Origin of the sequence: Marinobacter xestospongiae (genome assembly GCF_023156385.1) — a bacterium.
Taxonomy (GTDB): domain Bacteria; phylum Pseudomonadota; class Gammaproteobacteria; order Pseudomonadales; family Oleiphilaceae; genus Marinobacter; species Marinobacter xestospongiae.
The window spans coordinates 1-26,366 of the sequence record NZ_JAKZAK010000032.1; the positions used below are offsets into that span (position 1 = coordinate 1).

Annotated in this window: 24 protein-coding genes and 1 pseudogene; 17 read left to right on the forward strand and 8 right to left on the reverse strand. The window is 60.2% G+C overall.

Features of this window, described 5'->3' with window-relative positions:
- Positions 1-505: 505 nt before the first annotated feature.
- Positions 506-634, forward strand: a pseudogene (locus tag MLD24_RS21760) (IS30 family transposase); the annotation flags it as partial.
- Between the two features lie 184 nt (positions 635-818).
- On the opposite strand, the gene MLD24_RS19140 reads toward MLD24_RS21760, so the two are convergent.
- Positions 819-1,259 carry a hypothetical protein gene (locus tag MLD24_RS19140; protein WP_227175500.1) on the reverse strand — a complete coding sequence of 147 codons (441 nt, stop codon included), beginning with the start codon at positions 1,257-1,259 and terminating at the stop codon, positions 819-821.
- A gap of 164 nt (positions 1,260-1,423) precedes the next feature.
- Here MLD24_RS19140 and MLD24_RS19145 point away from each other — a divergent pair, with 164 nt between their 5' ends.
- A complete protein-coding gene (locus MLD24_RS19145; protein WP_344815420.1) occupies positions 1,424-2,581 on the forward strand; it encodes a methyltransferase in 1,158 nt (385 codons plus the stop codon).
- Here the strand turns inward: MLD24_RS19145 and MLD24_RS19150 are convergent.
- A complete protein-coding gene (locus MLD24_RS19150) occupies positions 2,560-3,174 on the reverse strand; it encodes a riboflavin synthase subunit alpha (protein ID WP_248168673.1) in 615 nt (204 codons plus the stop codon). The genes MLD24_RS19145 and MLD24_RS19150 overlap by 22 nt on opposite strands.
- Positions 3,175-3,342: 168 nt before the next feature.
- Here MLD24_RS19150 and MLD24_RS19155 point away from each other — a divergent pair, with 168 nt between their 5' ends.
- The 5 genes from MLD24_RS19155 to MLD24_RS19175 all read left to right on the forward strand — a co-directional run bounded on the left by MLD24_RS19155 (position 3,343) and on the right by MLD24_RS19175 (position 7,651).
- On the forward strand, positions 3,343-4,278 hold the full coding sequence (locus tag MLD24_RS19155; RefSeq protein ID WP_248168674.1) for a hypothetical protein: 936 nt from the start codon (positions 3,343-3,345) through the stop codon (positions 4,276-4,278).
- 87 nt (positions 4,279-4,365) lie between these two features.
- Positions 4,366-5,037: a TetR/AcrR family transcriptional regulator gene (locus MLD24_RS19160; RefSeq protein ID WP_227175503.1), complete on the forward strand. Its 672-nt coding sequence runs from the start codon at positions 4,366-4,368 to the stop codon at positions 5,035-5,037.
- A 98-nt stretch (positions 5,038-5,135) separates the two neighbouring features.
- Positions 5,136-5,627 carry a L,D-transpeptidase gene (locus MLD24_RS19165; protein WP_248168675.1) on the forward strand — a complete coding sequence of 164 codons (492 nt, stop codon included), beginning with the start codon at positions 5,136-5,138 and terminating at the stop codon, positions 5,625-5,627.
- A 54-nt stretch (positions 5,628-5,681) separates the two neighbouring features.
- Positions 5,682-6,866: a mechanosensitive ion channel family protein gene (locus MLD24_RS19170; protein WP_248168676.1), complete on the forward strand. Its 1,185-nt coding sequence runs from the start codon at positions 5,682-5,684 to the stop codon at positions 6,864-6,866.
- On the forward strand, positions 6,863-7,651 hold the full coding sequence (locus MLD24_RS19175) for an S-methyl-5'-thioinosine phosphorylase (protein WP_416381902.1): 789 nt from the start codon (positions 6,863-6,865) through the stop codon (positions 7,649-7,651). The genes MLD24_RS19170 and MLD24_RS19175 overlap by 4 nt, the downstream gene beginning before the upstream one ends.
- On the opposite strand, the gene MLD24_RS19180 is transcribed toward MLD24_RS19175, so the two are convergent.
- Both MLD24_RS19180 and mfd read right to left on the reverse strand, forming a co-directional pair.
- Positions 7,632-8,387, reverse strand: a complete 756-nt coding sequence (locus MLD24_RS19180) for a CsiV family protein (protein ID WP_227175506.1) — start codon at positions 8,385-8,387, stop codon at positions 7,632-7,634. The genes MLD24_RS19175 and MLD24_RS19180 overlap by 20 nt on opposite strands.
- A 90-nt stretch (positions 8,388-8,477) precedes the next feature.
- Positions 8,478-11,996, reverse strand: a complete 3,519-nt coding sequence (gene mfd / locus MLD24_RS19185) for a transcription-repair coupling factor (RefSeq protein ID WP_248168677.1) — start codon at positions 11,994-11,996, stop codon at positions 8,478-8,480.
- 161 nt (positions 11,997-12,157) lie between these two features.
- Between mfd and MLD24_RS19190 the strand changes: the two genes are divergently transcribed.
- The 10 genes from MLD24_RS19190 to sthA all read left to right on the forward strand — a co-directional run bounded on the left by MLD24_RS19190 (position 12,158) and on the right by sthA (position 22,651).
- Positions 12,158-13,627 carry a glyceraldehyde-3-phosphate dehydrogenase gene (locus MLD24_RS19190; protein WP_227175508.1) on the forward strand — a complete coding sequence of 490 codons (1,470 nt, stop codon included), beginning with the start codon at positions 12,158-12,160 and terminating at the stop codon, positions 13,625-13,627.
- A 362-nt stretch (positions 13,628-13,989) separates the two neighbouring features.
- A complete protein-coding gene (locus tag MLD24_RS19195; protein WP_248168678.1) occupies positions 13,990-15,336 on the forward strand; it encodes a Na(+)-translocating NADH-quinone reductase subunit A in 1,347 nt (448 codons plus the stop codon).
- 6 nt (positions 15,337-15,342) lie between these two features.
- A complete protein-coding gene (locus tag MLD24_RS19200) occupies positions 15,343-16,548 on the forward strand; it encodes an NADH:ubiquinone reductase (Na(+)-transporting) subunit B (protein WP_248168679.1) in 1,206 nt (401 codons plus the stop codon).
- On the forward strand, positions 16,541-17,344 hold the full coding sequence (locus MLD24_RS19205; protein WP_248168680.1) for a Na(+)-translocating NADH-quinone reductase subunit C: 804 nt from the start codon (positions 16,541-16,543) through the stop codon (positions 17,342-17,344). Before MLD24_RS19200 ends, MLD24_RS19205 begins: the two co-directional genes overlap by 8 nt.
- Positions 17,345-17,346: 2 nt before the next feature.
- Entirely contained in the window at positions 17,347-18,012 is a 666-nt protein-coding gene (locus MLD24_RS19210) for an NADH:ubiquinone reductase (Na(+)-transporting) subunit D (protein WP_227175512.1), read from the forward strand.
- A complete protein-coding gene (nqrE, locus tag MLD24_RS19215; RefSeq protein ID WP_227175513.1) occupies positions 18,012-18,620 on the forward strand; it encodes an NADH:ubiquinone reductase (Na(+)-transporting) subunit E in 609 nt (202 codons plus the stop codon). The genes MLD24_RS19210 and nqrE overlap by 1 nt, the downstream gene beginning before the upstream one ends.
- A gap of 33 nt (positions 18,621-18,653) precedes the next feature.
- Positions 18,654-19,880, forward strand: coding sequence for an NADH:ubiquinone reductase (Na(+)-transporting) subunit F (gene nqrF, locus MLD24_RS19220; RefSeq protein WP_227175514.1), 1,227 nt, complete (start codon positions 18,654-18,656; stop codon positions 19,878-19,880).
- Between the two features lie 9 nt (positions 19,881-19,889).
- The gene (locus MLD24_RS19225) at positions 19,890-20,939 is read left to right on the forward strand and encodes an FAD:protein FMN transferase (protein ID WP_248168681.1); all 1,050 of its coding nucleotides are present in this window, start codon (positions 19,890-19,892) and stop codon (positions 20,937-20,939) included.
- Positions 20,940-20,973: 34 nt separating this feature from the next.
- A complete protein-coding gene (gene nqrM, locus MLD24_RS19230; protein ID WP_227175516.1) occupies positions 20,974-21,222 on the forward strand; it encodes a (Na+)-NQR maturation NqrM in 249 nt (82 codons plus the stop codon).
- Between the two features lie 37 nt (positions 21,223-21,259).
- The gene (gene sthA, locus MLD24_RS19235; RefSeq protein ID WP_227175517.1) at positions 21,260-22,651 is read left to right on the forward strand and encodes a Si-specific NAD(P)(+) transhydrogenase; all 1,392 of its coding nucleotides are present in this window, start codon (positions 21,260-21,262) and stop codon (positions 22,649-22,651) included.
- A gap of 97 nt (positions 22,652-22,748) precedes the next feature.
- Here the strand turns inward: sthA and MLD24_RS19240 are convergent, their stop codons facing one another.
- The 4 genes from MLD24_RS19240 to tal form a co-directional block, all read right to left on the reverse strand.
- Positions 22,749-23,549 carry a glycerophosphodiester phosphodiesterase gene (locus MLD24_RS19240; protein WP_248168682.1) on the reverse strand — a complete coding sequence of 267 codons (801 nt, stop codon included), beginning with the start codon at positions 23,547-23,549 and terminating at the stop codon, positions 22,749-22,751.
- Between the two features lie 15 nt (positions 23,550-23,564).
- Entirely contained in the window at positions 23,565-24,686 is a 1,122-nt protein-coding gene (locus MLD24_RS19245; protein ID WP_248168683.1) for a 3-deoxy-7-phosphoheptulonate synthase, read from the reverse strand.
- A 66-nt stretch (positions 24,687-24,752) separates the two neighbouring features.
- Positions 24,753-25,217, reverse strand: a complete 465-nt coding sequence (locus tag MLD24_RS19250; RefSeq protein ID WP_248168684.1) for a tellurite resistance TerB family protein — start codon at positions 25,215-25,217, stop codon at positions 24,753-24,755.
- Positions 25,218-25,253: 36 nt separating this feature from the next.
- Complete coding sequence (gene tal, locus MLD24_RS19255) at positions 25,254-26,219, reverse strand: transaldolase (protein WP_248168685.1); 966 nt, start codon at positions 26,217-26,219, stop codon at positions 25,254-25,256.
- Between the last annotated feature and the right edge of the window lie 147 nt (positions 26,220-26,366).

Genomic DNA, 26,366 nt, shown 5'->3' on the forward strand with positions numbered 1-26,366 from the left:
CAGTTGTCGGTATCCCATCACTGCTTCACTTTGGTCGGTAAAGCGAATGAGGGTACCGGCAGCGACCCTCCTTCCTCCACCTCGTTATCTCAAAGTGCTGCGGTTATTGTCTGACATCAGGTCTCAAAGTGCTGCGGTTATTGTCTGACATCAGGTTGACCCGAAAACGCTGGAGTCCGGAGCAGATCGCCGGCCTGATGGCACGCTTGGAGCAGCTCCGGGGCAGTCGCCAGTGGATCTACGACTTGATCCGTCGGGGCCGCGACAAAGGCGGCGAGCTCTGGACTTACGGGTGCCACTCCAGAATGTGTCGCGTCTGACGAGATCTGGCAAACGCCCGGGCTTGGGCAAGATTTCGAGCCGAAAAGGTATAGAATGTCGACTTGCCGATATTGAGCAACGACTGAGCGTCGGCCACTGGGAAGGAGGCACCGTGCTGCATGGTCACAAGCAGTCCGGCATCGTAACGCTGGTGGAGAGTCGCAGCGGATACCTGCTGGTTGACCTGCTGCGACACTATTACCCGAAAGGAACCAACTTCGCCAAAGTCAGCCAGCAGGCTCTGAACCGGGTGGTCGATGAGCTCAATAATCGTCCCAGAAAACGACTGGGATACCGCACACCGGCGGAGGTGTTCTGGGGTGAGTATTCCGGGGCGCTAGGAACGAGCGGTACTGCACTTGCTGTTTGCCTTCAGGGTTTGCGTTTTCCGCCCGAGGTGCTGTGCTGCGGTTTTTCGGTGGATGTCGAGGGCAAAAAAAAGCCCCTGGGGTGAGGGGCAAGGAGAGGTATGCGTCCTTTCGGATCACAACCTGAAATCATTCGGTGTCGCTGGCGTCGTCCTGACGGGTCAGTTGACGGGACAGCTGTCTGATCTGTTCCATGGCGGTGCGGGCGCGGGCTTCGGTCTCACTGCGAACGGCCTGCAGCTTGGGGCGGATGTCCGTATCGTAAGCGGCCTCGGCCTTGCTGGTCGCGAATGCGGTCATCATGTTGGCGTCCCACCAGAGCTTCTTGCGCAGGTCGTAGGTGGCGACATCGAGCCGGCGAGTGAAGACCCGAAGTGACGGATTGCGCTCGCGAATCTGTTGCAGGGTCTCCTGCAGCGATGCGGGTTCTGCACTGTCGGCGCCGAGCTCAACCAGAACCTTCTTCAATTCTCCAGATGCCCAGTCCAGCTGCGGTCGCAGTTGCTGTTCCAGTCGTTCACGGGTGGCCTGAACGCTTTCCAGGCTCTGTTTGATGGATTCCTGAATCATGTCGCTGTCTCTGTTGATGAATGGGGGGATTGGGGCAGCCCTGTTGCTGTAGGCCGGTCTGCGCCGTGCTACTGACGTCCCGCCAGGATCATGATTAGCACTCTAGGGTTAATTTCTAGAATAATCAGCCTAGAATGGCGCCCTGACCGAATACCTGAGAGCAGATGCCCAATATGACAACCGACGTGCTGATGACGCCGCAACGATCACTGACCCTCTGTCGCCCCGGTGGTGGCCCTGGTTTACGGGCCTGGGATGCCGCGGATGAGCTGCTGTTGCAAGTGGCGGATGAACGGCTCCGGACTGGCCAGCGTGTGGCCATTGTCGATGACGGTTTTGGCGCGCTGACCCTGGGGCTGGCGGACGCTGCGCCGGAGGTTGTCGCCGACAGCGCGGTGCTTCCCCACGCTCTGGCCCGCAACGCTGCCGCCAATGGGCTGGCGTCACCGGCGGTCGCCAACTGGCAGGCACCGCCCCCGGGGCCGTTTGATGTGGTGATCCTGCGGATTCCCCGGCAACTCGACTATCTGGAGTACCTGTTGCGCTGGTGCAATGAGGTGCTGGATGAAGACGGCCTTTTGCTTGCAGGGGGCATGATCAAGCATCTGCCAGACCGCAGTGTGGATGTGTTCAACCGGCTGGTGACCACTGAGGCGGTTTTGCCAGCGCGCAAAAAGGCCCGAGTGGTGGTTTGCCGGCGGGGCACTTCAGTGTTGGCTGGGTGGGACGGCTTGCTTCGCGGATTTGAGCTGCCGGATGCGGGACTGCCGGTGAAGGGGCTGCCTGCGGTGTTTTCGCGGGAGCGGCTGGACATCGGTGCGCGCCAGTTGCTGCCCTGGGCCGCGCAGGCGGCGAATTCGCTGGCGCCGGGCGCCCGGGTGCTGGATCTGGCTTGCGGCAATGGGGTCCAGGGGCTGACTGTGTTGAGCCATAGGGACGATGTGTCGGTGCTGTTTGCGGATGTTTCCAGTCAGGCGGTTGCCAGTGCCGAGATCAACGTACAGCAGGCCTTGCCGGCGGCGCAGGCGTCATTCGTGTGCCAGGACGGCACAGACGCAAGCGGTGAATTCGATCTGGTGCTGCTCAATCCGCCTTTCCATGACGGTGGCGCCGTGGGGGATCACATTGCGCTGAAGCTGTTTGCTCAGGCCAGTCGCGCTTTGCGACCGGGCGGTCAGTTGCTGATGGTGGGCAACCGGCATCTGGGGTACCACCGCTCCTTACGGAAGTCTTTCCGTCAGGTCCGCCAGTTGGCGGCGGACCCGAAGTTTGTGGTTCTGGCGGCGGCAGAGCCAGTGTCTCAGCGGGGCGGGCGATCGTAGCCCAGACGTGCCAGGGTATCGACAATGGTCTGGGTCTGACTGTCGATCTCGATGTTGACCCGGTCGCCTTCCTGCAGATCCTTGAACGTGGTGGCCCGCAGGGTTTCAGGGATCAGGTGGACGTTGAAGTGGTCCTCACCAACCTCGCCGACGGTCAGGCTGGCGCCATTGATGGCGATGAAGCCCTTGGCAAAGATGTAACGCATCCACTCGGGCCGGACCCGGAAGGTCAGGGACTGGTTGTTGTCGCTGCGGATGATGGCGATGCAGTCGGCGGTGGTGTGGATGTGGCCGGAAACCAGGTGGCCGCCAATCTCATCGCCAATGCGGGCGGCACGCTCAAAGTTCACGGCGTCGCCGCCAGTGCGGTCGTCCAGCGTGGTCCGCTCCAGGGTCTCCTGCATGGCGTCGAAGGTCAGGCAGTCGTCTGCCTGCCGGGTTACGGTGAGGCAGGTGCCATCAATCGCTACCGATGCGCCGATCTCAACCTTCTGGACCTGCGCTTGCGGAAAGCGAATGGTGAAGGTTTTCAGGCCTGGCTGGCAGTCAATGCGCTCAATGCTGGCGATACCCTGGACAATTCCTGTAAACATGGAGATCTCGCTCTGAGGTTGGAGGGGGAGAAGGATAGCGGCGCAGTCCGATCGTGCCAAGGCCCGGGGCTGACCTCAAGTTGCATCGCCGGGGGTCGTTACGTAGTAAAGGGTCTTTCATTAGAGGCTCCTGCAGAGGCTGCGTCAACATACAACAACGGATAGGGCATGGCGGAGACAGACGAACGAACACAGCAGGGTACGGGCGCGGAGGCGGCACCGGTGTTGCGGCCCGGGCGACCGGCAGACCCGGAGGGCCGGCCCCCGGCCCGGCCGGCCTCAGGAGGCACCGAGCCTGCGGACGATGGTGCGTCGGATGGTTCCGCCAAAGAGGGAGGCAGTCCCGGCGCTGGTGGAAACCGAGCGGAGGCAAACCAGGCTGAGGGAAACAAGGACGCTCTGCCGCCACCGGAGGCAGCACCGGCAAGCTCTCAGCCGGCACTCGGCAGCCCGGAGGCCACCGCGAGCCAGCAGCGCAAGCGCCGATTGCTGCTGCGCCAGTGCGACCGGGTGTTGTTGCTGGATTTCAACCTGCTGGCCATGCCGGACTGGCCGGACAACTACACCGTGGCGGCCGCCCGCCGCCGTCGGGATCTGTGGTTGTTCTGCACCACGGTCGCAGCGCTGGTGTTCCTGAGCGGGATGACCGGGTTTGTGCCGGCCTGGCTGGCGGGGGGCGGTTTTGGTGCCTTCGTGATTATCCTGCTGTCTGGCATTCCGGCGATTCGTCGGCTTTACTCCGGCCAGGACTCCCACCTCGAACTGGTGATGCGCCGCCACCGGTTGCTCAAGGATGCCCGCAAGCACATCGAGCATCTGGAAGGGGAGACCGGCCTGGCCTGGCAGTGTGCGCAAATGGTCGAATTCAATCCTGCGCTCAATTCCGTAAGATTCCGCCGCCTGGTGGAGTTGTCAGAGCATCGTCACCTCAGTCGTCACGTTACCCGGCGGGAGCATATCCGGCTCTACCTGATCTTCATGCTGGAGTCCGAGAAGGCCTACAGCAGTCTCCAGCAGGCGTTTCTTGATGACAACCAGCAAGCCATCGATGAGGGCTGGGCGTCGGTGGCCGCAACCCCGGAGCCGCGGGAGGAACCGGAGTAAGCGCAAGCCGCAATGGCGAAAACTTGACAACCTCAGGTCTCAAACGTATGTTTCAAACAGATGTTTGCTTGAGAAACTGAGAGTCCCATGGCGCAGTCCGACACCGTTGACCGAATCCTTGACGCGGCCGAAGAGCTTTTTGCCGATCGCGGCTTTTCCGAAACTTCCCTGCGGATGATAACCAGCAAGGCCAAGGTCAATCTGGCGGCCGTGAACTATCATTTCGGTTCCAAGAATGCACTGATCCAGTCTGTGTTCGCCCGTTTTCTGACGCCGTTCTCGCAAACCCTGGAGTCGGCGTTTGATGACCTCGAGGCCCGCTGTGGTGACACCCCGCCCACACTCGAGCAAACCCTCTGGGCACTAACAGAAAGTGCCGTGCGGATGCCTCAGCGCAACGAGAAAGGCATTTCCATCTTCATGCGGTTGCTGGGCCTGGCGTATACCCAATCCCAGGGTCACCTGCGCAAGTTCCTCGAAGCGGAGTACAGCCAGCCGTTTGGTCGCTTCATGACCCTGCTGAAAAACGCGACGCCACAGCTGACGGCCGTCGAGCGCTACTGGCGAATCCAGTTCATGCTGGGAGCAACCGCATTCACCATGTCCAGCAGCGATGCCCTGCGGGATATCCTGCAGAACAAGCTTGGGGTGGAAACCACGGTGCAGGAGATTGCCGGTCACCTGGTGCCGTTCCTCGCCGCCGGGATGCAGGCCGGTGGTTCGACACCGTCAGCAATTACCAAACCCTCAGTTGCCTGACCCTGCCGGGCTCGGTTAGTCTCGGGATTTCAATCACCTGAATCCCTGTCACCGGTCGCCACAGACACCGTGTCGATCGTTGCGCGAGCGCCGAGTCCATGCCTGCCCAAAGTCAGTCCCGCATTATCATCGATCTTCAGCAGCAGCAACTGACGCTGCTGGCTGCGCCTGGCGGTGACCGCCGGTTCCCGGTATCCACCGCCCTCAACGGTGCGGGGGAGCGGGACGGCTCTGGCTGTACTCCGCGAGGTGAGCACTACATCCGCGCCCGTATTGGTCAGGGTATGCCGGAGAACAGCGTGTTTATCGCCCGTCGCCCGACCGGTGAAATCTACAGCGCCGACCTTGCCGACCGTCATCCCCGCCGGGACTGGATTCTCACCCGTATTCTCTGGCTCTGCGGCCGGGAGTGGGGGCGCAATCGTGGTCCGGGGGTCGATACTTTCCGGCGCTTCATATACATTCACGGCACCCCCGACAGTGAGCCCATGGGGGTGCCGTTGTCCCACGGCTGCGTGCGCATGCGCAACGCAGATCTGATGGAACTGTTTGATCTTGTGGCGGCGGGCACGGCCGTTACCATTCGCTAGCGCGTCACCGACCGTTCTGACGCGTAGCCGGCCAGACATTCAAGCGAGGAGAGCATGGAAGAAGACGTACCTGGAATGCTGATTGGCACCCTGGACAGCATCAAGCTGTTGCCGGAATCCTGGCGGGTCATCCTGGCAGTGTTCGCCATGGTGATGGTGACCGCGGTCGTGGCCTACATTGCCAGCAAGGTTATCCTGTTCATGGAGCGGCGGGTCCAGGCGTCCCGCAACCTCTGGGACGATGCCTTCCTGCACGCTGTACGCAAGCCGATGGTGGCGTTCATTTGGTTGTTGGGGGTGTACTGGGCGGCTGAGGCGGCGTACCGCTACTCCAAGGCGGAGATCTTTACCGCCAACGACAGCATGTTGCGCCTTGGTTTTATCTGGCTGCTGGTGTGGACGCTGCTCGGGGTGATCAAGCAGGGCGAGGTGATGCTGTCGTCGCCGGGCAAGGTCAAGCGCCCGATGGATTACACCACGGTCACCGCGATCAGTAAGCTGATGCGGGCGGTGATCATCATCACGGCGGTGCTGATTGTGATGCAGTCCCTGGGCTACAGCATTTCCGGGGTACTGGCCTTCGGTGGTGTGGGTGGTATTGCCATCGGTTTTGCCGCCAAGGATCTGCTGGCCAACTTCTTTGGTGGCTTCATCATTCAGCTCGACCGGCCGTTCAAGGTGGGGGACTGGATTCGTTCTCCGGACCGCGACATTGAGGGAACGGTTGAGAAGATCGGCTGGCGCCTCACCACCATCCGCACCTTTGATCAGCGCCCGCTCTATGTTCCCAATGCGGCCTTCACCACCATTGCGGTGGAGAATCCGTCGCGGATGCTGAACCGACGCATCTCGGAGACCCTGGGTATCCGTTATGTGGACGTCAAACAGATGGTGCCGATTGTGGCGGACATCCGGGCCATGCTCGAGTCCCATGACGAGATTGACGACAACCGCACCCTGATTGTCAATTTCCTGACCTTCAACGCGTCGTCATTGGATATCATGATCTACACCTTCACCAAAACCACCGAGTGGGTGAAATACCATCAGGTAAAACAGGACGTGCTGCTGAAGATCAGTGATATTGTTGAGGCTCACGGTGCCGAGATCGCCTTCCCGACCCGAACCCTGCATCTGCCGGACGGTATCGAGCTGTCCTCCGGCACCTCCGGCGGCGGTGAGGGCGACAACGAGGCGGTCGCGGCCGTTAGCAGCCAGTCTGCCAGGGGAGAAGCATGATGACAGAAGCAGGCAGCGGACAGATTCCCGTCGGCATCATAGGCGGGACTGGCCTGACCGAGTTGGATGGGCTGGAGATTGTTGGCGAGCAGCGAATGGATACACCCTGGGGAGCGCCCTCAGACGTACTGGTGCATGGCCGTTACGGTCATCAGCCGGTGGTGTTCCTGGCCCGCCATGGCAACCCGCACCGGATTCCGCCACATCAGGTGAACTACCGCGCCAATCTCTGGGCGCTGCGGGAAGCCGGGGTCGAAACCGTGGTGGCGGTGAATGCCGTTGGCGGTATCCACGCCGACATGGGGCCGGCGCAGGTGGTGATTCCGGACCAGTTGATCGACTACACCTGGGGGCGCCCCAGCACCTATTTTGAGGGTGAGCTGGAGCAGACCACCCACATCGATTTCACCTACCCCTACACGGCGGAAGTGCGACAAAGCCTGGTTCGGGCGGCCCGTGATCGAGGGGTGGCCTGCAGCGATTTTGGAACCTACGCCGCGACTCAGGGGCCACGTCTGGAGACCGCGGCGGAGATCGTCAGGCTGGAGCGGGATGGTTGCCACCTGGTTGGCATGACCGGCATGCCGGAAGCGGTGCTGGCGGCTGAGTTGAAAATGAATTACGGCTGTCTGGCGCTGGTGGTGAACTGGGCGGCCGGCAAGGCCGACCACATCATCACCATGGAAGAGATCGAGGCGGCCATCGAAGAGGGGATGGCCGACATCAAACAGATTCTGGCGGGCTCGATGGAGGCGCTCGGCGCCCTTAGCTCCCAATCCTCCTGAACAGCACCAGCACGCCGATGGTGGGGGAATCCAGAAAGTGGATTTCCTCACTGCGCATGCGGCGGGTTTCCCGAATCCAAGTCAGCAGCTCCGCCTGCGGCTCCCGGGCTACCGGTGCCAGGGGCGTTTGGCTGTCTGCCGCCGGGTCAGCCGAGGCGTCGGATGAGCCCGCTGCTGATTCCGTTGCCCCCGGTTCCGCCACTGCCGTCTGGTTCTTTAGCTCAATGGCGGTCTGCTCGCCGGCCGCTGTCGGTTGCCAGTGATTCAGTGCCACTTCCACATGCAGGTAGCGTTGCCGTTCAATGGTGATGGTGCCTTCCACTTCCCGGTGCCCGGCGCCTGGTAACCAGTCTCCGATGGCCACCTGCATCGGCTCGCTGCGGTAATTGGGCGGAAACGACTGGTACCACGCCGCTTTCGCCAGGATACGGAAGCGGCCGCTGTTCTCCAGCCGCTGAGCGGAGCGGGCCAACGTAATCTGGTTCTCTCCGACCAGGCGCAGGTCTGACAGCCGTTGGCCGTTGGCGTCTTCCACCCACAATGCCTTCGGTGCGGCTTCGCCGGGTTCGGTCAGCCGGCCGGCCATCTGTTCGACCACCGATTCCGGGTCGACCAGTCGCTCTACCAGCACCAGTTCGGCGCGGTAGGTGTAGGACGCCTGGGCCGCCGGAGCGACGGCAAGCGCTGCCGCTAACAGGGGCAGGGCGCGAAGGTGCTTCTGAAAAAGGGTTCGCAACGGGAGTCTCCCTTACTGTGTAATGTCCCTATTTTGGGTAATCCTGGCTGTTCCGGTTTAAGGCCAGCAGGGCCGATGGCAGAGGCCGGGTCAGGGGCTCAGCTGACCCAGCATGTCGGAAATGCCGGTGAGTTTACCATCGGTTGACGCGTCCTTCAGCCGGAACGCAAAGCTGCTCGCGCCTTCAAGTCGGTACTGGTCCGGCGCCTGCTGCACTTTCTTCACCAGTACCAGCGGATCGACCGGCGTGCTGGCACCGAACTCAAGTCGCACCCATTCCTTGCCAGCGTCTACCTTGACGATCCCCAGGGCTTCCGCCTGGATGCGCAGTTCCGACTGTCGCATCAGATTTTTGGCAGGTTCCGGCAGCAGGCCAAAGCGATCAATCATTTCCACCTGCAGGTCCTTCAGTGCGTCCCGGTTGCTGACGCTGGCGATGCGCTTGTATAGCATCAGGCGGTTGTGCACGTCCGGCAGGTAGTCGTCGGGAATCAGTGCCGGGATGCGCAGGTTCATCTCGGTGCCGTGGCTCAGGGGCAGGTCCGCGTTCGGGGTCCGACCTTCCTTGATGGCGTCTACCGCCTCGTCCAGAAGCTGCATGTAGAGCGTAAAGCCGATGCTCTCGATCTGGCCGCTCTGTTCTTCCCCGAGCAGTTCGCCGGCGCCGCGGATCTCCAGGTCGTGGGTTGCGAGCATGAAACCGGCCCCCAGATCCTGGGCTTCGGAGATGGCCTCCAGCCGCTTGCGGGCGTCACTGGTGATGCTCTTCGGCGGCGGCGTCAGCAGGTACGCGTAGGCCTGGTGGTGGGAGCGTCCGACCCGGCCCCGGAGCTGGTGAAGCTGGGCCAGGCCAAACTTGTCGGCACGCTCAATGATGATGGTGTTGGCACTGGGGATGTCGATGCCGGTTTCAATGATGGTGGTGCACACCAGGACGTTGAAACGCTTGTGGTAGAAATCCGACATGATCTGTTCCAGCTCACGTTCCCGCATCTGGCCGTGAGCAATGCCCACCCGGGCCTCGGGAATCAGCCGGCGCAGGTCTTCGGCCACCTTCTCAATGGTGTTGACCTCGTTGTGGAGGACGTACACCTGGCCGCCCCGCAGGATCTCCCGCAGGATCGCCTCTTTGACCATGGCATCGTCCCGCTGGCGGACGAAGGTCTTCACCGACAGGCGACGGGCCGGCGGGGTGGCAATGATGGACAGGTCCCGAAGGTGGCCCATTGCCATGTTGAGGGTGCGGGGTATGGGGGTGGCGGTGAGGTTTAGCATGTCCACCTCGGCGCGCAGGGATTTCAGTCGCTCTTTCTGTTGCACGCCAAAGCGGTGTTCTTCATCAATGATCACCAGCCCCAGATTCTTGAACTGGATGTCGCCCTGCAGCAGCTTGTGGGTGCCGATGACGATATCTGCGGTGCCGCTCTCGATGCGTTCCACCGCCTTGCTGGTCTGGCTGGAGCTGCGGAAGCGACTGAGCAGTTCCACATTCACCGGCGTGTCGGAGAAGCGATCGCGGAACGATTCGTAGTGTTGCTGGGCGAGCAGCGTGGTGGGCACCAGTACCGCCACCTGCTTACCGGAATGGGTGGCCACAAAGGCGGCCCGCATGGCCACTTCGGTCTTGCCGAAGCCGACGTCACCGCACACCAGGCGGTCCATGGGCTGGGGGCCGGTCATATCGGCCAGCACCGCTTCGATGGCGGCCTGCTGGTCCGGGGTCTCCTCGAACGGGAAGCCAGCGGCGAAGGCTCGGTAGGCGTCACCCGGGTGGTCGAACTTGAAGCCTTCACGGGCCTCACGGCGGGCGTAAACGTCGAGCAGCTCGGCAGCGGTGTCGCGGATTTTCTCCAGCGCCTTCTGCTTGGACTGGCTCCAGCGTTCATTGCCCAGTTTGTGCAGTGGCGCGGTGTCGGTATCAGCACCGCTGTAACGGGAAATCAGGTGCAGGCTGGCAACCGGGACGTAGAGCTTGGAGCCGCCGGCGTATTCCAGAGTAAGAAACTCGGTGGCGTCGCCGTCGACACTGATGGTCTCCAAGCCCTGATAGCGACCCACGCCGTGGTCAATGTGCACCACCGGTGCCCCAATCCTCAGTTCCGAGAGATCGCGGTAGCCGGCGTCGTTGACTTCGGTCGGCTTCTCCCGCCGGCGCCGCTGCAGCACCTGCTGGCCGAACAGGGCGGATTCGGTGACCAGAGCCAGTTGGGCGTGATCCAGGACCAGGCCGTCTTCCATCGGGGCGATGGTGATTGCCAGCGTTGCCTGATCTTCCTGCAGGAAACTGGGCCAGTTGTCGATGGTGCTGGGTTTCAGGCCATGCTCCGCGAGATTTTCCAGCAGCGCCTCGCGGCGCCCCGAGGATTCCGCGCAGATCAGAATGCGACCGTTAAAATCGGCGACAAACTGCTTCAGGCGTGCGGCCGGGGCGCTGCTGCGGCCATCCATGGAGACGTCAGGCAGTGATTCGGCGGCGCAGAAGTCGGTGCGCTGGGCGTCCCGGGCGGTGTTGTGGATGGGCGTCACCCGTGGGTACTGCTTGAGCTGGGCGAACAGTTCCTCGGTACGAAGGAACAGGGTCGCCGGCGGTAGAATAGGCCGTAACCGATCGTGTCGGCGTTCCTCGTAACGGGCCAGAGTGTCGCTCTGGAACTGCTCAACAGCGTCATTGAGGCTGTCGGCGGTAAACACCCGGGTGTCGCCCGGCAGGTAGTCGAACAGCGTTGCCGTGGTGTCGAAGAACAGTGGCAGGTAGTACTCGATGCCTGGCGGCGTAATGCCCTGCGTGATGTCCTGATAGATCGGCGCATCCTTGTCGGCATTGGCGAATTGCTCAAACCAGCGGTTACGGAAGCCGGAACGGGCTTCCTTGTGCCAGGGGAACTCGTTCGCCGGCAACAGCTCGATCCGCTCAATGCGATCAATAGAACGCTGGGTTTCGGGATCGAAGGTTCTGAGGGTCTCGATCTCGTTGTCGAACAGGTCGATCCGGTAGGGCAGCGCCGACCCCATCGGGTAGATGTCCAGGATGGCGCCGCGCACTGCGTACTCGCCGTGCTCGTAGACGTTTTCGGCGTGCCGGTAGCCGGCGGCCTCCAGTGCCAGGCGCCAGCTGTCGATGTCCAACTGCTGGCCAACCTCCAGCAACAGGGTGTTGCCCTGCAGGTAGTTCACCGGCGGCAGTCGATGCATTAGCGTTCGCGCCGGCACGACCAGCACGCCACGGCGAATGGCGGGTAACCGGTGCAGGGTACGGATGCGGCGGGAGGTAATGTCCTGATGGGGCGAGAACAGGTCGTAGGGCAGCGTTTCCCAGTCCGGCAGCGACAGCAGCTCGAGGCCGTCACTGGTGACGGCGGGCTGGTCCTCGTCGAATCCCAGGTCGAGGAAGAACCGCATTGCCTGTTCCAGCTGCAGCGCTTCGTCGGTGGTGCGGGTGATCACCAGCGTAAGGCCGTCGTGGTCGCGGGCGGTTTCGGCAATGGCCAGCGCGGACCGGGTGCCGGTGAGCCCGGCCCAGTAGCGGTGGTCGGCGGCGCGCTCGGGAAAGTCCGGGGCCAGCAAGCGGGTCGTGGGGGAGACAGTGGATACGCCTTCAATCTTGGGCAACGCTAAGCTCCTGCCTGGGCTGAATTCGGGGTTCCGGAAGGCCGCACATTCTACCGCCAGGCACTGACGCTGTCATGGCAGTGGTGTGATTTGCGCTGGGGGCTTTTACGTTGGATAATATGCGCCCAATTTTCCGAGTGCTAACTTGCAGAGGTTGAAGCGTGAGCCACGAACAGATTAACCAACACCTGTCTAACTGGACGGAAAGGGAGTCCACCGCTGAGGCGATGATTCCGCTGATCGGTCGCCTGTACCGGAAGAATAATGTGGTCACTTCCGTTTACGGCCGCTCCATCATCAATCAGTCGGTGATTGGAATTATTCGTGCCCACCGTTTCGTGCGTCAGGTTGAGGAAAGCGAGCTGTCTGTGCACGACACCCTGCCGATCCTTGAGGCCATGGATCGTCTGGAACTGGGCAGTGCTCACGTTGATATCGGAAAGCTGGCGGTCAAGTTCAAAGCGGAAGGCAATGGCTCCATCGAGGATTTCCTGAAGCAGGAGATCGGTCCGGTGGTTGGTCAGTTCAGCGCCGAATCCCAGGAAAATGCCGAGAACGGTACCAAGGACGTGGTCCTTTACGGCTTTGGCCGTATTGGTCGCCTGCTCGCCCGTATCCTGATTGAAAAGGCTGGTGGCGGTAACAACCTGCGCCTGCGTGCCATTGTGGTTCGCCAGGGCGGCGCCGAGAACGATCTGGAGAAGCGCGCCAGCCTGCTGCGTCGCGATTCCGTTCACGGTCCGTTCAACGGCACCATCACCGTGGATGAAGAGAACTCTGCCATCGTGGCCAACGGCAACTTCATCAAGGTGATCTACTCCGACGGTCCCGACAAGGTTGACTACAACAGCTACGGCATCGACAACGCCATTGTTATCGATAACACCGGTAAGTGGCGTGACGAAGAAGGGCTGGGTCTGCACCTGAAATCCAAGGGCGTCAGCCGCGTCATCCTGACCGCGCCGGGCAAGGGCGACATCAAGAACATCGTGTACGGCATCAACAACGATTGGATCACCGAAGAAGATCGCATCCTGTCCGCGGCCTCCTGTACCACCAACGCCATCACGCCGGTCCTGAAGGCGATTCACGATGAGTACGGTATTGAAGACGGTCACGTTGAGACCGTGCACTCCTACACCAACGACCAGAACCTGATCGATAACTACCACAAGGGTAGTCGTCGTGGCCGTTCTGCGCCGCTGAACATGGTGATCACCGAAACCGGCGCCGCCAAGGCCGTTGCCAAGGCTCTGCCGGAGCTGAAGGGCAAGCTGAGCGGTAACGCCATCCGGGTGCCGACCCCCAACGTTTCCATGGCGATCCTGAATCTGAACCTGGAAAAAGAGGTGACGGTCGACAGCGCCAATGACTACCTGCGGGAAATGGCGCTGCACTCTGAGCTGCAGAAGCAGATCGACTTCGTCAACTCGCCGGAAGTGGTGTCCACCGATTTCGTTGGTTCCCGTCACGCTGGTGTGGTTGATGCCCAGGCGACCATTGCCAATGGCAAGCGTCTGATTCTGTACGTATGGTACGACAACGAGTTCGGTTACAGCGCCCAGGTGATCCGTGTGGTCAACCAGATGGCTGGCGTGACTTACCCGATCTTCCCCAAGCGCGCCCGTTAAGCGGCGACTGGTAGGCCTGGATTGACAGGCTCTGCTGCGTAGCTTCAAACCCCTGTCGGCTCCTGGCTGGCGGGGGTTTTTGCGTTATGGTGTAAGTAGTTCTGATGATTACGTTTAGGTACAAAGTCCAAGCGGTTCTGGTGGAAAACCCGGCCCCGAGTCTCTATAATTGGCGCGATTTTGGGTACGTCTGACATCGATTTCTGATCATTCCTGCTGGCGACGGAGCCGGGCATCATCATGCCATTGCTGCGTCCGCTGCTTCGGTTTTACCAATCTGGCGCAAGCCGTAGGGAGAGCCTGAGCCGCAGGGTCAGGCGTGGCAAATCCATCGAAAAGTTTCTGATGATTGGACGAGGCTAATGATCAAGATCAAAAAAGGCCTGGATCTTCCCATCAGCGGCGCTCCCGAACAGACCATTACCGATGGCAAGCCCGTTCGTCACGTGGCTTTGATCGGCTTTGACTACAACGGCATGAAGCCGACCATGGCTGTGAAAGAGGGAGACCGTGTCAAGCGCGGTGAGCTGCTGTTTACGGACAAGAAGACCGAAGGCGTGCGTTATACATCACCCGCAGCAGGGGTGGTGAAAGAAGTAAACCGGGGTGAACGCCGCGTATTCCAGTCGATCGTCATCGAAATTGATGGTGATGAGGCTGAGACTTTCGCCCGTTACTCCGAAGCCGACCTGGCAGGCCTTGAGCGTCAGCAGGTGGTCGACAATCTGGTTGAGTCCGGTCTCTGGACCGCCTTCCGTACCCGCCCCTACAGCAAAGTGCCCGAGATTGATGCGACCCCGCATTCTATCTTTGTCTCCGTAATGGACACCAATCCGCTGGCTGCGGACCCGACGGTGATCATTCGTGAGAACGCCGCCCAGTTCGAGAAAGGTCTGGCGCTGGTGGCCAAGCTGACCAACGGCAAAGTGTTTGTCACCGGCAAGCCCGGCTCCGACGTACCCGTGCCCAAGTCTGGCGATGTCGAAGTGCACCAGTTTGACGGTGTTCACCCGGCCGGTAACGTCGGCACGCACATCCACCACCTTGATCCTGTCGGTGCCAGCAAATCGGTCTGGACCCTGGGCTATCAGGATGTGATCGATATTGCCAAGCTGTTTGAAACCGGCGAGTTGCCTGTTGAGCGGGTCGTGGCCCTGGCCGGACCGAAGGCGCTCAAGCCGCGTCTGGTCCGCACCCGCATTGGTGCCAGCCTCACCGAACTGACCGAAGGCGAAGTGGCAACCGACAGCGAGCTGCGACTGATTTCCGGCTCCGTGTTCGGCGGTCGCCGTGGTACCGGTCCCTGTGCCTATCTGGGACGCTTTGCCAACCAGATTTCGGTGCTGGAAGAAGGCACCAAGCGCGAATTCATGGGCTGGCTGTCGCCGGGTACCAACCGTTTCTCAGTGCTCAACATTTACCTGTCCAAGCTGGTTGGTGGCAAGAAATTTGATTTCACCACCACCACCAACGGCAGTGAAAGGGCCATGGTGCCGGTTGGTGCGTATGAGCAGGTAATGCCGCTGGATATCCTGCCAACGCAGCTGCTGCGGTCGCTGATCGTTGGTGATACCGAGACGGCCCAGAAGCTCGGCGCGCTGGAGCTCGACGAGGAAGATCTGGCTCTGTGTACCTTCGTGTGCCCGGGTAAATATGAATACGGTCCGATTCTCCGCGAGAACCTGACCCGAATCGAGATCGAGGGCTAATACGATATGAGTATCCGTACGTTTCTCGATGGCATCGAGCATCACTTTGAAAAAGGCGGCAAGTACGAGCGTTGGTACTCGCTCTACGAGGCCGTAGACACCATCTTCTATACCCCTGGCAAGGTCACCTCCACGACCGCTCACGTCCGCGACGGTGTTGATCTGAAACGGATCATGATCACCGTGTGGCTGTGTACCTTCCCGGCTATGTTCTTTGGCATGTGGAACATCGGTTTCCAGGCCAACAGCTACCTCGCAGCCAACCCGGATGCCCTGATGGGTGACGGCGGCCTGCGTACGGCCTTTATCCAGGCCCTGGCAGGCAACGATGCTGCCAGCATCTGGGATAACTTTGTCTATGGCATGGCCTACTTCCTGCCAATCTACGCTGTCACGTTCGCGGTCGGTGCGTTCTGGGAAGTACTGTTTGCCACCGTTCGTCGCCACGAAGTCAACGAAGGGTTCTTCGTGACCTCCGTGCTGTTCGCGCTGATCTGCCCGCCCACCATTCCGCTGTGGCAGGTGGCTCTGGGCATCACCTTCGGTGTGGTGATCGGTAAGGAAGTGTTCGGTGGAACCGGCAAGAACTTCCTGAACCCGGCGCTGACCGGTCGTGCGTTCCTGTACTTTGCCTACCCGGCGCAGATTTCCGGCGATACCGTGTGGACTGCCGTTGATGGCTTCAGTGGTGCAACCGCACTGAGCTGGGCTGCCAGTGGTGGTGTTGAGGCGCTGGAACAGAACATTGGCTGGATGAACGCGTTCGTGGGCACCATCCAGGGTTCCATGGGCGAGACGTCCACCATTGCCGTGCTGATCGGCGGCCTGATCCTGCTGACCATGAAGATCGCCTCCTACCGCATCGTCGGTGGTGTACTGATCGGCATGATTGGCATGTCGTTGCTGCTGAACCTGGTTGGCTCCGAGACCAATCCAATGTTCGCGGTGCCGGCTCACTGGCATCTGGTCATGGGCGGTTTCGCCTTCGGCATGATGTTTATGGCGACGGACCCGGTGTCGGCGGCAATGACCAACACCGGTCGCTGGTGCTTCGGTATCCTGGTGGGCGTCATGACCGTGCTGATCCGTGTGGTCAACCCGGCGTTCCCGGAAGGCATCATGCTCGCCATCCTGTTCGCTAACCTGTTCGCACCGCTGATGGACCATTACGTGGTTCAGGCCAACATCAAACGGAGGCTTGCTCGTGTCTAAAGCCAAGGAAACTGTCTCCAGAACCCTGATTGTTGCGCTGGCGCTGTGTATCGTCTGCTCGGTGGTGGTCTCCACCGCCGCGGTTATGCTGAAGCCGGCTCAGGTCAACAACCAGACCCTGGATATCAAATCCAACATCCTGGCTGCGGCCGGCATGCTTGAAGCCAACGCCAGTGCCGATGATATCGAAGCGGCATTCCAGCGTTTTGACGTGCGTCTACTGGACCTCGATTCCGGTGAGTTTGTTGAGCCGTCTGCTGTGGGTGTCGAAGACCCCATGAAGTACGACATGTACAAGGCGGCTTCTGATCCGGAAATGTCCGAAAAACTGGCGTCCTCTGAGGACCCGGCGGGCATCAAGCGTCGTCCCAACATTGCCAAGATCTTCACCCTGAGCGATGGTGGTCAGGTGACCCGGGTGGTTCTGCCGATTCACGGCTATGGCCTCTGGTCTACGCTGTACGGCTTCATTTCCATTGAGGGTGATGCCAACACCATCGAAGGTCTGGGTTTCTACGATCACGGCGAAACCCCGGGACTGGGTGGTGAAGTGGATAACCCCCGCTGGAAAAACCAGTGGCCCGGCAAGAAGGTCTATGATGACGGCTCTACCGAGCCCCAGGTCCGTCTCGTTAAAGGTGGGGTAGACCCCAACGACCAGAACAAGGAGCACAAAGTCGACGCTCTGTCCGGTGCAACACTGACCAGCCGTGGTGTTGAGCAGTTGGTGAATTACTGGATGGGCGAGGAAGGCTACGGTGCGTTCCTGCAAAAACTCCGGAAAGGGGAGGTCTGATCATGGCAGACGCTTCAGCCAAGCAGGTTCTCTTCGAACCAATTTTCAGTAACAACCCGATCGCGCTGCAGATTCTCGGAATCTGTTCCGCGCTGGCGGTGACCACCAGCATGAACGTCACCATCGTGATGTGCCTGTCGGTCATTGCGGTAACTGCGTTCTCAAACCTGGCGGTATCCCTGGTCCGTACGCAGATCCCGAACAGTATTCGGATCATCGTACAGATGACCATCATCGCCTCCCTGGTTATCGTTGTTGACCAGGTTCTCAAGGCATACGCCTACGAAATCAGCAAGCAGCTGTCGGTGTTCGTCGGTCTGATCATCACCAACTGTATCGTGATGGGTCGCGCCGAAGGCTTCGCGATGAAGAACGGCCCCTGGCTGAGCTTCCTCGACGGCATCGGTAACGGTCTCGGCTATTCGGTGATGCTGCTGTTCGTGGCGTTCTTTCGTGAACTGCTCGGGGCCGGTTCGCTGTTCGGCGTTGCTCTGATGCCGACCGTGAATGCCGGTGGCTGGTACGTGCCGAACGGCCTGTTGCTGCTGCCTCCGAGTGCGTTCTTCATCATCGGTCTGGCAATCTGGGGCCTGCGTGCCTGGAAGCCGGAGCAGGTGGAAGAGCCTGACTACAAAATGTCCCGTCATACCGCGAAGGAGGCCTTCTGATGGAGCATTATATCAGTCTGGCCGTTAAGGCTATCTTCGTTGAAAACATGGCGCTGGCCTTCTTCCTGGGGATGTGTACCTTCCTGGCGATCTCCAAGAAGATTGAGGCTGCGGTAGGCTTGGGTATCGCCGTTGTAGTGGTATTGACCCTGACCGTTCCGGTGAACAACCTGATCTACAACAACATCCTCCGTGAGGGTGCGCTGGGCTGGGCCGGGTTGCCGAACATCGACCTGAGCTTCTTGGGTCTGCTGACATACATCGGTGTTATCGCCGCGATCGTACAGATCATGGAGATGGTGCTGGACAAGTACATTCCCGCGCTCTATTCGGCGCTGGGTGTGTTCCTGCCCCTGATCACCGTTAACTGCGCCATCATGGGGGCCTCCCTGTTCATGGTGCAGCGTGACTATACGTTCGGAGAGAGTGTGGTGTACGGCTTCGGTGCCGGTGTGGGCTGGGCCCTCGCCATCGTGGCGCTGGCGGGTATCCGCGAGAAGCTCAAGTACAGCGACGTACCCGAAGGCCTGCGCGGTCTGGGCATCACCTTCATTACCGTTGGTCTGATGTCTCTCGGCTTCATGTCGTTCTCAGGTATTTCACTCTAATCCGGTGATTCGGTTCAACGAAAAGGCGAGACCATGAATACAGAAATAATTCTTGGCGTGGTCATGTTCACCGTTATCGTGCTGTCGCTTGTGGCGATCATCCTGGCGGCACGCTCGAAGCTGGTCAGCACCGGTGATGTGACCATTGAAATCAATGACGATCCCGAGCATACCCTGACCACCGAAGCCGGTGGCAAGTTGCTGGGAACGCTCGCGGGCAGCGGTATCTTCCTGTCCTCCGCCTGTGGTGGCGGTGGTACCTGCGCCCAGTGTAAATGTAAGGTTCTGGAAGGTGGCGGTGCCATGCTGCCCACCGAAAAGACCCACTTCACCAACCGGGAAGAGAAGGAAGGCTGGCGCCTGTCCTGCCAGGTTCCGGTGAAGCAGGACATGAAGATCGAGGTGCCTGAAGAGTTCTTCGGCGTGAAGAAGTGGGAGTGTGAAGTCATCTCCAACGAGAACGTCGCGACCTTCATCAAGGAACTGGTTCTGAAACTGCCTGAAGGTGAAGAGGTGGCTTTCCGTGCCGGTGGTTATGTCCAGTTGGAGTGTCCTCCGTACGAAATCAACTTCAAGGATTTCGAGATTCAGGAAGAGTTCCATGAAGACTGGGACAAGCACGACATCTGGCGCTACAAGGCGATCAACAAGGAAGACACCATCCGCGCCTACTCCATGGCGAACTATCCGGAAGAGAAAGGGCTTCTCAAGTTCAACATCCGGATCGCCACACCGCCTCCGGGTTCGGACCATCCGCCGGGAATCATGTCCAGCTACGTCTTCAACCTGAAGCCGGGCGACAAGGTGACTGTGATGGGGCCGTTTGGTGAGTTCTTTGCCAAAGAAACCGAAGCCGAAATGGTCTTCATCGGTGGTGGTGCCGGTATGGCACCGATGCGTTCCCACATTTTTGACCAGCTCAAGCGTCTGAACTCCAACCGGAAGATTTCGTTCTGGTACGGCGCCCGGAGTGTCCGCGAGATGTTCTACGTGGAAGACTTCGACATGCTGGCGAACGAGAATGAAAACTTTCAGTGGCACGTTGCCCTGTCCGATGCTCTGCCAGAGGACAACTGGAGCGGCTACACCGGGTTCATTCACAACGTTCTGTACGACAACTACCTCAAGGACCATCCGGCTCCCGAGGACTGTGAGTACTACATGTGTGGGCCCCCCATCATGAACGCCTCGGTCATCAAGATGCTGAAGGATCTTGGTGTCGAGGATGAAAACATCATGCTGGACGACTTTGGGGGTTAAGCAGACCTCATGACATCCCGCATGACCAGACCCGTCAGGGCTGTAATCACCAGCGTCTTCATGACGTTGGTGGCTGCGGCCCTGGCGGGTTGCCTGTTTAAGGACGAAGAAAAAGTCTGGGAAATATCCGGGCCGATCTTCGGAACCAGCTACCATATCAATGTCGTATTGCCGGACGACCCGGAACGGCTGGAGACTCTCGGTGAGGGCATTCAGCAGGTACTGGAAGAGGTGGATGCCTCCATGTCGACCTGGCGGGACGATTCAGAGCTTTCCCGCTTCAACAGCCTGGCAGACCAGAGTGAGTGGTTTGGTATCTCACCGGAGTTGCACGAAGTGCTGGCGGCCTCGATGGAGGTATCCCGCTTCAGCGGCGGCGCTTTTGACATTACTGTTGGTCCGGTCGTCAATCTGTGGGGGTTTGGACCGGAGGCGCGTCCGGAAACCGTTCCCGAGCCGGCATTGCTGGCGGAGCGGATGGCCCAGACCGGTTACCGGAACATTGAACTGCAGGCCGAGCCGCCGGCGGTCCGTACCCAAAAGCACCAGTATCTGGACCTGTCGGCAATTGCCAAGGGTTACGGTGTGGATGCGGTTGCCCGCTACCTCGATGCCCAGGGTGTGAAGGCGTTTCTGGTGGAAGTGGGCGGTGAGATCCGGGTCAAGGGTCGCAAGCCCGATGATGAGGCGTGGCGCCTGGCAATCGAAGAGCCGGTATCCGAACGCCGCCAGGTCAACCGGGTGGTTGTGCTGGATGACCACGGCCTGGCCACATCCGGCGATTATCGTAACTATTACGAATCGGAAGGTCAGCGCTATTCCCATACCATAGACCCGTTGACCGGTAAGCCGATCGGCCACAACCTGGCGTCTGTGACGGTAATTGCTGAAAACTGTATGCTGGCAGATGGGATTGCCACGGCGTTCAATGTGATGGGCTTTGAAAAGGCCCGGGCGCTGGCAACCCGCGACAATATTCCGGCGTATTTTATTGTTCGTGGCGACAACGGCTTCGAAACACATTACACACCTGCCTTTTCATCCTACCTTGTAGAGTAGGTTCGAAAGACGGCAGGGATGAGAGGACAGAACGATGGGTACGTTTCTCCTGGTATTCCTGATTGTTGGTTTTCTTCTGCTGGCCATGTCGATTGGTGTCATTATGGGCCGCAAGCCCATCAGTGGCACCTGCGGCGGTATCGGTGCCCTGGGCCTGGATGGGGCGTGTGATATTTGCGGTGGCAACACCAAGAAGTGCAAGGAAGAGAACGAGCGTCTGGCCAAAGAGGGCAAGACCGCAGACACCCTGGCTTACGATGCCAGCCAGGCCTCATCAAAATAACATCCTGAAGACACGCAGATAAGGAGTTGCTGCACGCATGGCAGAACATCACTACGACGTTGTCGTTATCGGTGCGGGGCCTTCCGGGGAAGGGGCGGCGATGAACGCCGCCAAGAATGGCAAGCGCGTTGCGATCATCGAAGACAAGCCCACCGTTGGTGGCAACTGCACCCACTGGGGAACCATTCCTTCCAAGGCGTTGCGACATTCCGTCAAGCAGATCATCACCTTCAACACCAACCAGATGTTCCGGGACATCGGTGAACCGCGCTGGTTCTCCTTCCCGCGGGTACTGCAGAACGCCCAGAAGGTGATTGGCAAACAGGTGAAGCTGCGAACCCAGTTTTACGCCCGCAACCGCATTGACCTGATCAACGGCCGTGCCTATTTCCTCGATGCCAACCGCATCGAGATTCGCGATGGTCAGGCCAATGAGGTCCTGCGTGCGGACACCGTGGTGATTGCCACCGGCTCGAGGCCCTACCTGCCGCCCGATGTGAATTTCCGTCATCGCCGCATCTACAACAGCGACTCGATTCTCAATCTCTCCCACACACCGCGCACGCTGATTATCTATGGCGCCGGGGTGATCGGTTCTGAGTACGCGTCTATCTTTGCAGGTCTTGGCGTCAAGGTGGATCTCATCAACCCGGGCAGCCGGCTGTTGTCTTTCCTTGACGATGAGATCTCTGACGCGCTCAGCTACCACCTGCGCAACAATGGCGTGCTGGTGCGTCACAACGAGTGCTATGAATCGGTGGAAGGAGACGACCACGGCGTGGTGCTGTCTCTGAAGTCCGGCAAAAAGATACGTGCGGACGCCTTCCTGTGGTGTAACGGCCGCAGCGGCAACACCGACAAGCTGGGTCTGGAGAACGTGGGTCTTGAGACCAACAGCCGGGGCCAGCTTGCGGTGGACGAGCACTACCGCACGTCTGTGCCGCACATCTATGCGGCCGGTGACGTTATCGGCTGGCCCAGTCTGGCCAGTGCGGCGTACGATCAGGGCCGTTCAGCGGCGTCTGACATCGTGCACGATGAGTATTTCCGCTTCGTGTCTGACGTGCCCACGGGCATCTACACCATTCCTGAGATCAGTTCGGTGGGCAAAACCGAACGTGAGCTGACGGAAGCCAAGGTGCCGTACGAAGTCGGCCAGGCCTTCTTCAAGGATCTGGCCCGTGCCCAGATCACCGGCGAAGCGGTGGGCATGCTGAAGATCCTGTTCCATCGTGAGACCCGGGAGATCCTGGGCATCCACTGCTTCGGGGACCAGGCGGCGGAGATCGTTCATATCGGACAGGCGATCATGAATCAGGAAGGGGAGGCCAACTCCCTCAACTACTTCATCAACACCACCTTCAATTACCCCACCATGGCGGAAGCCTACCGGGTGGCGGCACTGAATGGCCTGAACCGTATCTTCTGACGGTTCCGCTATCCCGAACTGCTCCTTCAGCGGGCAGTTCGGGAGCTTCTCAGCGTTTCACGGTAGACCGAACAGGCCTAGTTTCTGAGCGATCGCATCACTGATTGCTCAGAGACGGTTGGCCCGCGTCGTTGCCGTCAGCGTCGGTGGTTCGGGCCAGATGTGGCAGTGCCTGGCGCCGGTTGTCGAAGTAGATCTTGGTGCTGGTCGGGTAGTCGGTGATGATGCTGTCGACGCCGTGCTGCTCCAGCGTCAGCATGTCGTGTATACGGTTGACGGTCCACACCGACACCTGCAGCTCCCGCCGGTGAGCCTCTTCCACCAGTTTGGCGGAGCAGAGTTTCCAGTTCAGGATCAGGTAATCGCAGTTCAGTCGTGAGGCCACCTGCACCGGGTTGGGGAAGCGCCGCTCCACTACCGCGCCAATCGCGATGCGTCGGTTACGACGGCGAATCTCCTGCAGAAACCAAGTATCGGCTGACGTTACCACCACCCGCTCAAACAGGTCGTGGCGCTGGATCAGCTCCGTTAGCCGGTTGCACAGAACGTTGAGGCGATGACGTTTGTCGCTTTTGACTTCCAGTTGCAGGTGCTCAAAGTCCGGAATCGCCGCCAACACCTGATCCAGGGTGGGGATTGGCGTGGGGCTGGCCCACGCCGCCGTGCCATGGCGTGCATCCATCCGCCCCAGTTCCGCGGCGGTGTAGTCAGCAACCTTGCCGGTATCGCTTGTGGTGCAGTCGACTGTCAGGTCGTGGATGACCACGGGCTGGCCGTCACTCGACAACAGCAGGTCAAACTCAAAGCGGCGAATACCGTGCCGGTAGGCGTGCTCAAAGCCGGCCAGGGTGTTTTCTGGGGCCTCTCCGCGAGCGCCCCGATGCCCATAGATGATCATAATGCCGCTTCTTTCCTAGAAGCCGATCCGGATGCGATTGTACAGCGCCTGACGCTTCTGCCAGGTCTCGTGGCACAGCTGCACATCGTCCAGATACGCCGACAGCTCTTCCATTAGCAGGGCCTGGGGGCCGTCCACCAGGGCTTTTTCCGGTTTCGGGTGGAAGTCCACCAGCACCATGTTGGCACCGGCTATGACGCCCTGAGCGGTGGCATGCATCACGTCCAGGATGCCATCAGGAGCGTGTTCCCGGCTGCCGACAGAATGGGACGGGTCAATGCACACTGGCATGCGGGTCAGGCGTTTGACCACCGGTACGTGGGCAAAGTCCACCATGTTGCGATGAGGGTTGCCGGCTTCGGTCTTCATGCCGCGCAGACAGAACACCACATTGGCGTTGCCCTCACTGGCCAGGTATTCGGCAGCGTTGAGGGATTCATTGAGGGTGATACCAAAGCCCCGCTTCAGCAGCACCGGGTAGGTGCTCTGGCGGCCAATGGCTTTGAGCAGCTCAAAGTTCTGGGTGTTGCGGGTACCGACCTGCAGCATCACACCGGTCGGCCGGCCCAGCTTTTCCAGGCAGGTGTCGATTTCTTCAATGTGGCTTTCATGGGTGATCTCCATGGCGATCACCTTGATGCCATGCTTGCCGGCTTTCTCGAACACCCATGGCAGGCAACCCTTACCATGGCCCTGGAACGAATAGGGATTGGTTCGGGGCTTGTAGGCGCCCATGCGGGTGCAGACCTGACCATGCTGCTCGAGGGCCTGCATCATCATCTCCACATGCTCGGGAACGTCCACGGCGCAGAGACCGGCAAACACGTGGAGGTTGTCCTGGCCGAACTGCACACCGTTGTATTGGAAGCCGGACTGACGCTGGTCGTCACGATGACGCCCGAGAATGCGGTAGTCCTCGGAGATCCGGATCACCCGCTCCACGGCGGGCAGGGCAGCGATTTCGTCCTTGTCCAGGGTCTTGGTATCGCCCAGCAGGTAGATCTCGGTCAGGCGCTGCTTCTCACCCTGAATCTCATGAACCCGCAGGGAGACGTTCGGCAGGTTCTCGAGAAAATGCATGGTGTGACGGTACTCCTCGCTGTCGAGCGGGGTATCCGGGTGGAGGATGGCTAGCATGGGACAACTCCTTGTGACATTCGGTGGTGTGCGGCGCGCGAACAGGGTCAGGCCGACGCGATTGGGTCAGCCTGAGGTGGGGCCCGAGTTGGCCTCAGCGCGGTGGCGCGCCTGCATATACTCTCGGTGGTTAAGGTGCAGAAGCTCAGCCATGCGGCGGATCAGGTGCTCCTCAAAACGGTCAATCCGACCATCGGCAAAGGCCACCAGCCAGATGCTCTCCAACAGCGCCTGCTTGGCCTGTTGATCCAGGTGATCGTTGATCTGGCCGGTGAACTCGTACAGCGACGTGGCGTCCTCGGCCTCGTTCAGCGCATCCTGGAGGATGCTCTCGGCTTCTTCCCGGGTGACCTCCAGTCGTTGCACGGCGCAGTCGACAATGGTTTTCAGCTCCCGCTCATCCTGCTCCTGGTCGATGCGGGCCAGCTGGACCATCAGCGCGGTGGCAGCAATGGCCAGCTGGTGGCGGTCCGGCTGCGCCGGCCCCTGATCTGCTGGTGCCAGAAAAAGCTGTTTCAGCTTCTCAATCATCGGGTTGGGTATCTCGCTGTCTTCAGTACGTTAGCTTCAAGCGGCGTTCGCCAGCAGGCGGACCCGGCTTTCCAGTTCCACCTGGTCGACGGCAAAGCGACGGATGCCATCGGCCAGCTTTTCGGTGGCCATGGCGTCTTCATTGGATTCCCAGCGGAATCGGGCCTCGGTCATCGGCGTCGGGGTGTCGGTGCTGTTCGCCTGCTCTGGAGAAAGCTGCCTGGTGAGGCTGCCCTGGTCGTCCTGCAGCGATTGCAGCAGTGCCGGACTGATGGTGAGCCGGTCGCACCCGGCGAGCATCTCGATCTCGCCCGTGTTGCGGAAACTGGCGCCCATCACCACGGTATTGTAATCGTGGGTCTTGAAGTAGTTGTAGATCCGGGTGACCGAGCGCACCCCGGGGTCGTCCTCCGGGGCGAAGGCATCCTGGTCGCTGTTGGCCAGGTGCCAGTCGAGAATGCGGCCGACGAACGGTGAGATCAGGTGCGCGCCAGCGTCAGCACAGGCTGCGGCCTGGGCGAAGGAGAACAGCAGCGTGAGGTTACAGCGAATACCTTCCTTCTCAAGTTGCTCGGCGGCGCGAATACCTTCCCAGGTGGAGGCGATCTTGATCAGCACGCGGCTGGTGTCGATGCCCCGTTGATCGTACAGCTCGACCAGCCGGCGGGCGCGGGCCAGAGTGGCGTCGGTATCGAACGACAGCCGGGCATCCACTTCGGTGGACACCACGCCAGGAATCAGCTGCAGGATCTTCTCGCCCGCGATTACCGCCAGCAGGTCGGTGGCATAGCTCAGCTGTTCGGCGTCGCTCCCTGCCAGCCCGCGGGCGCCATTGATGGCAGCATCGAGCATCGGACGATAGGCGTCGGAGGAGGCCGCTTTAAGCAGCAGGGAGGGGTTGGTGGTGGCGTCCTGGGGGCGCCACTGGGCGATGGCCTCGAGGTCACCGGTATCGGCCACCACCGTAGTCATGGTCTTGAGCTGGTCAAGCTTGCTGGTCATTCGTTCTGTCATCCTGATCCGTTGCGTTCGCAGATGGGTTGTTACGGAAGGCACCCCGGAACAGCGGAAATCCGCGGCACACGCCTGAGCCTTACAATAACCGGGCAGTTTGACAGGAACAAGAACTATGCCATGGCGCGACCGGAC